This window comes from Clostridium sp. ATCC BAA-442 (assembly GCF_964239415.1).
In the GTDB taxonomy this organism is placed as follows: Bacteria; Bacillota; Clostridia; order Oscillospirales; family Oscillospiraceae; genus Flavonifractor; species Flavonifractor plautii.
This window is the reverse complement of sequence record NZ_CAXSQB010000091.1, coordinates 1-5,764: the sequence shown is the minus strand read 5'-3', so window position 1 is coordinate 5,764 and position 5,764 is coordinate 1. Positions and strand designations below refer to the sequence as shown.

At 61.5% G+C, this 5,764-nt stretch carries 6 protein-coding genes and 1 pseudogene; 5 read left to right on the top strand and 2 right to left on the bottom strand.

Annotation, left to right across the window (positions count from 1 at the left end; translation table 11 throughout):
- Positions 1-487: 487 nt before the first annotated feature.
- Positions 488-796: a helix-turn-helix domain-containing protein gene (locus tag ACESY8_RS19330; protein ID WP_054338662.1), complete on the bottom strand. Its 309-nt coding sequence runs from the start codon at positions 794-796 to the stop codon at positions 488-490.
- 130 nt (positions 797-926) lie between these two features.
- On the opposite strand from ACESY8_RS19330, the gene ACESY8_RS19325 reads away from it, so the two are divergent.
- The 5 genes from ACESY8_RS19325 (at position 927) to asrC (ending at position 5,426) form a co-directional block, all read left to right on the top strand.
- The gene (locus ACESY8_RS19325; RefSeq protein ID WP_054338663.1) at positions 927-1,319 is read left to right on the top strand and encodes a hypothetical protein; all 393 of its coding nucleotides are present in this window, start codon (positions 927-929) and stop codon (positions 1,317-1,319) included.
- A gap of 55 nt (positions 1,320-1,374) precedes the next feature.
- Positions 1,375-2,259, top strand: a complete 885-nt coding sequence (locus ACESY8_RS19320) for a LysR family transcriptional regulator (protein WP_021632342.1) — start codon at positions 1,375-1,377, stop codon at positions 2,257-2,259.
- Positions 2,260-2,494: 235 nt separating this feature from the next.
- Positions 2,495-3,532, top strand: a complete 1,038-nt coding sequence (gene asrA, locus ACESY8_RS19315) for an anaerobic sulfite reductase subunit AsrA (protein WP_024724921.1) — start codon at positions 2,495-2,497, stop codon at positions 3,530-3,532.
- Positions 3,533-3,548: 16 nt separating this feature from the next.
- Positions 3,549-4,340 (top strand): anaerobic sulfite reductase subunit AsrB, encoded by a 792-nt coding sequence (gene asrB, locus ACESY8_RS19310; RefSeq protein ID WP_009261326.1) that lies wholly within the window; start codon positions 3,549-3,551, stop codon positions 4,338-4,340.
- An 18-nt stretch (positions 4,341-4,358) separates the two neighbouring features.
- A complete protein-coding gene (gene asrC, locus ACESY8_RS19305; RefSeq protein ID WP_009261327.1) occupies positions 4,359-5,426 on the top strand; it encodes a sulfite reductase subunit C in 1,068 nt (355 codons plus the stop codon).
- Positions 5,427-5,501: 75 nt separating this feature from the next.
- On the opposite strand, the pseudogene ACESY8_RS19300 reads toward asrC, so the two are convergent.
- Positions 5,502-5,764: pseudogene (locus ACESY8_RS19300) on the bottom strand (hypothetical protein); the annotation flags it as partial.

Here is a 5,764-nt window from a genome sequence, read left to right as displayed (position 1 = left end):
CCCCCCCCCCCCCCCCCCCCCCCCCCCCCCCCCCCCCCCCCCCCCCCCCCCCCCCCCCCCCCCCCCCCCCCCCCCCGTTTCAAGGGGTGGATTGTTAAGGCGGGGGAAATCGGAATCCCCCGCCTTAACTGGCTCTTTCGCCCCTTTCTGGCCACTCAGAAAGGGGCCCGCCGGAGGCATGACAAGAAAACAGGTGTCAAAAAGGGTAACATGGAAGGCGCTTCAGCCCGGAATAAGGCGGGCCGATGTGGGCATCGGCCCCTACGCGGAGGAGCGTTGAGGCGGCCCTGGCGATCGCCTGCGGGCGGCCATAAAGGCCGCCCCTACAGGGCTGCGACAGTGAATGTCCCAATGGGGGGCAAGAGAGGCTGCCCTGGGACGTCGGCCTCTACGAAAAAGGGCGCGGTCAACCAGCGGATTGCCGCCGGGACCGCGCTCAAAATGAAAGTTAAATATAAATATATTGCAAGACTATTCGACAAATCACTCAGGGCTTCCGCATGTTCTCCACCACGGCCGTTACCGCATCCAACTGCGCATCGCTCAACTGCACCAGTTCATCCATGAGATGCCGGATTTTTGAGGGATATCGGCGCCCATCATCAAAGAACTCCATGGGTGTTACGCCGAAATAATCACAGATGCGGAAAAAGTTCCGCATGGATGGAAGAAGTTTTTGATTTTCCACATTATTCAGATAGGTGTCGCTCAGGCCAATTTGACGACTGGCCTCCCGTGCGGAAACACCCTTTCGACGGAGTAACTGAGAGAGACGTGCAGCGACAAATTCCTCCATGAGCAACCCCCCTTCCTATTTCCTGTGACTAATTTTACTATTTATTTCTTGAAATATGACTATTTATAATTTATATTTACTTATAGAAACTACTATAAATAGTCAAATAAGAAAAGTAGGGGGTACAAATATGAGTTGTGTTCAAATTCCAGAGGAAAATCAGGCGGCGGCGCTGCTGCACTATCTGGGCATCAGCCGGACCCGGAAGGGCTATTGGTATATCCGGTGGATCCTGGAGTGGGGGCGGCAGGAGGAGATGGACGAAGCGCGGTTTTATACCCGGCTGGTCCGCCGGTGCAAGGTCCCCCGCCTTCAGATGGCGAGGGATATGTACCGCGCGCTGCACCGGGTGGATACCCTGCGGAACTACCTGGAGGGGGCGGAATCCGTCCAGGCCGGGGTGTGGGCGCTGCTGTGCGTTCTCTCCCGGTGGCTGAACCGCTACGAGGCAGAGCTGCCGGAGGGGGTCATGGGCGGCATGGGCTGGCGTCTGCGGGGGCCCGAGGGGCTGCGCGCAAAATAGCCCCTTTTCCCCCGGCCTTTCTTGGAGTATACTGGGGGAAAGGGGGAAAACTGCGATGCTTGATTTTCGGATGGATACCTTTCTGGCGGTGTGCCGCCACCGGAACTACACGCGGGCGGCGGAGGAGCTGAACATCACCCAGCCCGCGGTGACCCAGCATATCCAGTATCTCCAGAGCTACTACGGCGTCAAGCTGTTCTCCTATCAAAACAAGCGCCTCGCGCTGACCGAGGAGGGGGAGCTGCTGCGCAATGCCGCGCTGTGCATGCTCCACGACGAGGAGAAGCTGAAACGGGATGTGAAGGATCTGCGCCTGGGGCGGCGCTCCATCCGCTTCGGGGCCACCCTGACCATCGGGGAATACCTGCTGCCGGAGCGGCTGGCCGCCTATATGAAGCGCAATCCCCGCGTGGATGTCCACATGCTGGTGGAAAACACCCAGATTCTGCTGCGGATGATCAATGACGGCGAGCTGGACTTCGCCGTGGTGGAGGGCTACTTCCGCAAGAGCGAGTACGACTACATCATCTGGTCCCAGGAGCCCTATGTCTGCGTGTGCGCGGCGGCTCACCCCCTGGCCCAGGCGGCCCCCCGGCCCCTCAGCGCCCTGTTCGGGGAGAACCTCATCCTGCGCAACCAGGGCTCCGGCTCCCGGGATGTATTGGAGCGGGTGCTGGAGGAGCGCAACCACCACGTGGGCGATTTCCGCCACATTGTGGAAATCAGCGACCTGTTCGTCATCAAGGAGCTGGTCAAGGCCGACTGCGGCATCACCTTCCTCTACCGCAAGGCGGTGGAGAAGGAGCTGGCCGAGGGCTCGCTCTGCCAGGTAGCCCTCACGGACTTCCAGATCTCCCATGAGTTCACCTTCCTCTGGCGGAAGAACAGCGCCTTTGAGGCGGAGCTGCGGGAGACCTCCCGGGCCCTGTGGACACTATAAAAAGCGCAGCCGCTTTGCGGCTGCGCTTTTTACGGTCACGCCATGTCGCCTGCAAAAATTTTGGGCACGTCTTATCCAACAGAACGGGGAAATTCGTTAAAAGTTTGGCAATTTCGAGCCCTTTTGCCGGAGAAATAAAAAATAATTATAGCAGCATAACAATTTAAAAGTTTTCACCGCCGCGGCCCGGGTGGTATGTTTAAGGAGAACTTAACTCAATTAGGAGGGATTCAGCATGGGTTACTCGCTGAACGCCGTACAGGCAGAGGCCGTTTTGCAGGCGCTCAAACAGAACTACAGCGTCTATGCCCCGAAGCGCTTCCCCAAGCAGGGCCGCTACTCGGATACGGATGTCATCAAGTACGCGGAAGTAGAGCACTATGAGGACATCGTGTGGCAGGTCAAGTCCGATTACCCGGCCAAGGAGGTTCTTACCCCTATCCAGCAGGCCATCTTCTACTTCACAGAGGATGAGTACCGCGCCAGCAAGGGCCCCAAGAAGCCCATCCTGATTCTGGCCCGCCCCTGCGACATCAACGCCCAGCATGTGCAGGCGAAGATCTACGCGGGCAACGGCGGCTATACGGATCTCTATTATGAGCGGATGCGGGAGAAGGTCAAATTCGCTCTGATGGAGTGCAACGGCGGCGACGACACCTGCTTCTGCGTGTCCATGGGCACCAACAAGACCGACGACTACTCCCTGGCCCTGAAGTTCTCCGACGAGGGCGTGCAGGTTCAGGTGACCGACGAGACGTTCGCCCCCTACTTCGAGGGGATGCCCCAGGCCGGCTACACCCCCGCCTTTGTGGAGGAGAACGAGCTGAAGGTCACCGTCCCCGATCTGGACGACAAGGCGGTGCGCCTGGCCCTCAAGAGCCATCCCATGTGGAAGGAGTTTGACGGCCGCTGCATCTCCTGCGGCGCCTGTACCGTGGCCTGCTCCACCTGCACCTGCTTCACCACCCGCGACGTCATCTACGGCGACAACCCCGAGGTGGGCGAGCGCCGCCGCGTCACCGCCTCCTGCCAGATCGCCGGCTTCGACCAGATGGCCGGCCAGCGGGAGTTCCGCTCCACTGCCGGCGAGCGGATGCGCTACAAGGTGCTCCACAAGTTCCACGACTACAAGGCCCGCTTCGGCGAGGGCCACATGTGCGTGGGCTGCGGCCGGTGCACCCACCGCTGCCCGGAGCTCATCTCCATTTCCGCCACCGTTAACAAGGTCAACGCCGCCGTGAACGAGATCAAGGCCGGCCTGGCCCAGCAGTAAGAAGGAGGGGAACGAAATGACGAATCCGGTTCAGCCTCAGGCCTGTGAAATCCTGAGCGTGAAGAAAGAGAGCCGCCATGAGTGGACCTTCCGCGTGGCCACCGACGCGAAGCCCGCCCACGGCCAGTTCATGCAGCTCTCCATCCCCATGATCGGCGAGGCCCCCATCTCCGTGTCCGCCCAGGGCGACGGGTGGCTGGAGTTCACCATCCGCTCCGTGGGTAAGGTCACCAACGTGATCTTTGAGAAGGAGGCGGGGGATACCCTCTTCCTCCGCGGCCCCTACGGCAAGGGCTGGCCCGTGGAGCAGTTCCGGGGCAAGCACCTGGTGGTCATCACCGGCGGCACCGGCCTGGCCCCCGTCCGCTCCATGCTCAACATGCTGGCGGCGGACCCCGGCTTTGCCAAGTCCGTGCACCTCATCTCCGGCTTCAAGAATGAGGACGGCATCGTGTTCCACAGCGAGCTGGAGGCCTGGAAGGAGAAATTCTCCACCATCTATGCCCTGGACAACGACGCCAAGGAGGGCTGGCGCACCGGCCTGGTCACCACCTTTGTCAAGGAGATCCCCTTCGACTCCTTCGACGGCGACTACGCCGTTGTGGTGGTGGGTCCCCCTCCCATGATGAAGTTCACCGGCCTGGAGCTGATGAACAACGGCGTGGACGCCGAAAAGGTGTGGATGAGCTTCGAGCGCAAGATGTCCTGCGCCGTGGGCAAGTGCGGCCACTGCCGCATCGACGAGGTATACGTGTGCCTGGACGGCCCCGTGTTCCCCTACACGGTGGCCCGGGATCTGGTGGACTGAGGAAGGAGCGTGTGAAGGATGAATCATGATATCAATGTCAAGAAGATGCGCCTGAACTGCTTCCGGCAGTCCAAGGTGCCCGGCGAGTTCATGCTCCAGATGCGCGTGCCCGGCGGTATGGTGGACGCCAAGTACCTCAGCTATGTGGAGCACATCGCCAACACCTGGGGCGACGGCAACTTCCACTTCGGCACCCGCCAGACCTTCGACATCACCGGCATCAAGTATGAGAACATCCCCGCGGTGAACGAGTATCTGGAGCAGTACATCAAAGAGGTGGACGCCGAGCTGTGCGGCGTCAACATGGACACCGTGGCCCACGAGCCCCAGCCCTGGGACCCCAAGGCCGGCTACCCCACCATCGGCGCCCGCAACATCACCGCCTGCGTGGGCAACTACCACTGCATCTGCGGCAACTGCAACACCTTCGAGCTGGCCCGGAAGATCGAGCCCATCATCTTCCCCAGCCATTACCATATCAAAATCAACATCGCCGGCTGCCCCAACGACTGCAACAAGGCCCACCTGTGCGACTTCGGCATCATCGGCGTGGCCCGCATGACCTATCACCCCGAGCGGTGCATCGGCTGCGGCGCCTGTGTCCGCGCCTGTGAGCACGGCGCCACCCGGGTGCTCTCCCTCAACGAGGGCACCGGCAAGATCGAGAAGGACCCCTGCTGCTGCGTGGGCTGCGGCGAGTGCGTCAAGGCCTGTCCCACCTCCGCCTGGACCCGCCAGGAGACCAAGTTCTACCGGGTGATCCTGGGCGGCCGCACCGGCCGCCAGACTCCCCGCACCGGCAAGATGTTCCTCAACTGGGCCACCGAGGACGTGGTGCTTGGCGTGCTCAAGAACTGGCAGAAGTTCTCCGCCTGGGTCATGGACTACAAGCCCGAGTACCTCCACGGCGGCCACCTCATCGACCGCGCCGGGTACAAGAAGTTCAAGGAGATCATCCTGGACGGGGTGGAGCTCAACCCCGAGTGCCTGGTGGCCGAGGATATCTTCTGGCACGAGACCGAGTACCGCTCCAACTTCAACGTCAAGCCCGTGGCCATGCACCACAAGGCCGGCCCTCAGGCTTAATCCCCCCTCCCATTCCTATCCCAAACAGCAGGAGAGGGTGCCGCATCCGCGGCAGCCCCCCCCCTCTCCTTTTGGTTACAGGCGGGCGGTGAGCTCGTCGGTGATGGCCTGGGCCGTCTGGTAGACCCGGTCGAAGTCCACGTGGGGGTTGTAGAGGCCCTCCAGCTCGTCGTGCATGGCTTTGGCCTGGGCCAGGGAGTCCACGGCCTCCTCCACCAGGGCGGCGGAGACCTTGCGGGAGAACTTGAGCCGGGCCTTGTTGCGGCGCAGCAGCTCCGCGTCCGCCATGGCGTCCAGCCGGATGCGGCGGTAGGGGCGTTTGGGATAGGGGAGGGAGG

Coding starts and splice junctions, on each gene's coding strand:
- ACESY8_RS19330 (WP_054338662.1), bottom strand. CDS start 796: ATGGAGGAATTTGTCGCTGCACGTCTCTCTCAGTTACTCCGTCGAAAG.
- ACESY8_RS19325 (WP_054338663.1), top strand. CDS start 927: ATGAGTTGTGTTCAAATTCCAGAGGAAAATCAGGCGGCGGCGCTGCTG.
- ACESY8_RS19320 (WP_021632342.1), top strand. CDS start 1,375: ATGCTTGATTTTCGGATGGATACCTTTCTGGCGGTGTGCCGCCACCGG.
- asrA (WP_024724921.1), top strand. CDS start 2,495: ATGGGTTACTCGCTGAACGCCGTACAGGCAGAGGCCGTTTTGCAGGCG.
- asrB (WP_009261326.1), top strand. CDS start 3,549: ATGACGAATCCGGTTCAGCCTCAGGCCTGTGAAATCCTGAGCGTGAAG.
- asrC (WP_009261327.1), top strand. CDS start 4,359: ATGAATCATGATATCAATGTCAAGAAGATGCGCCTGAACTGCTTCCGG.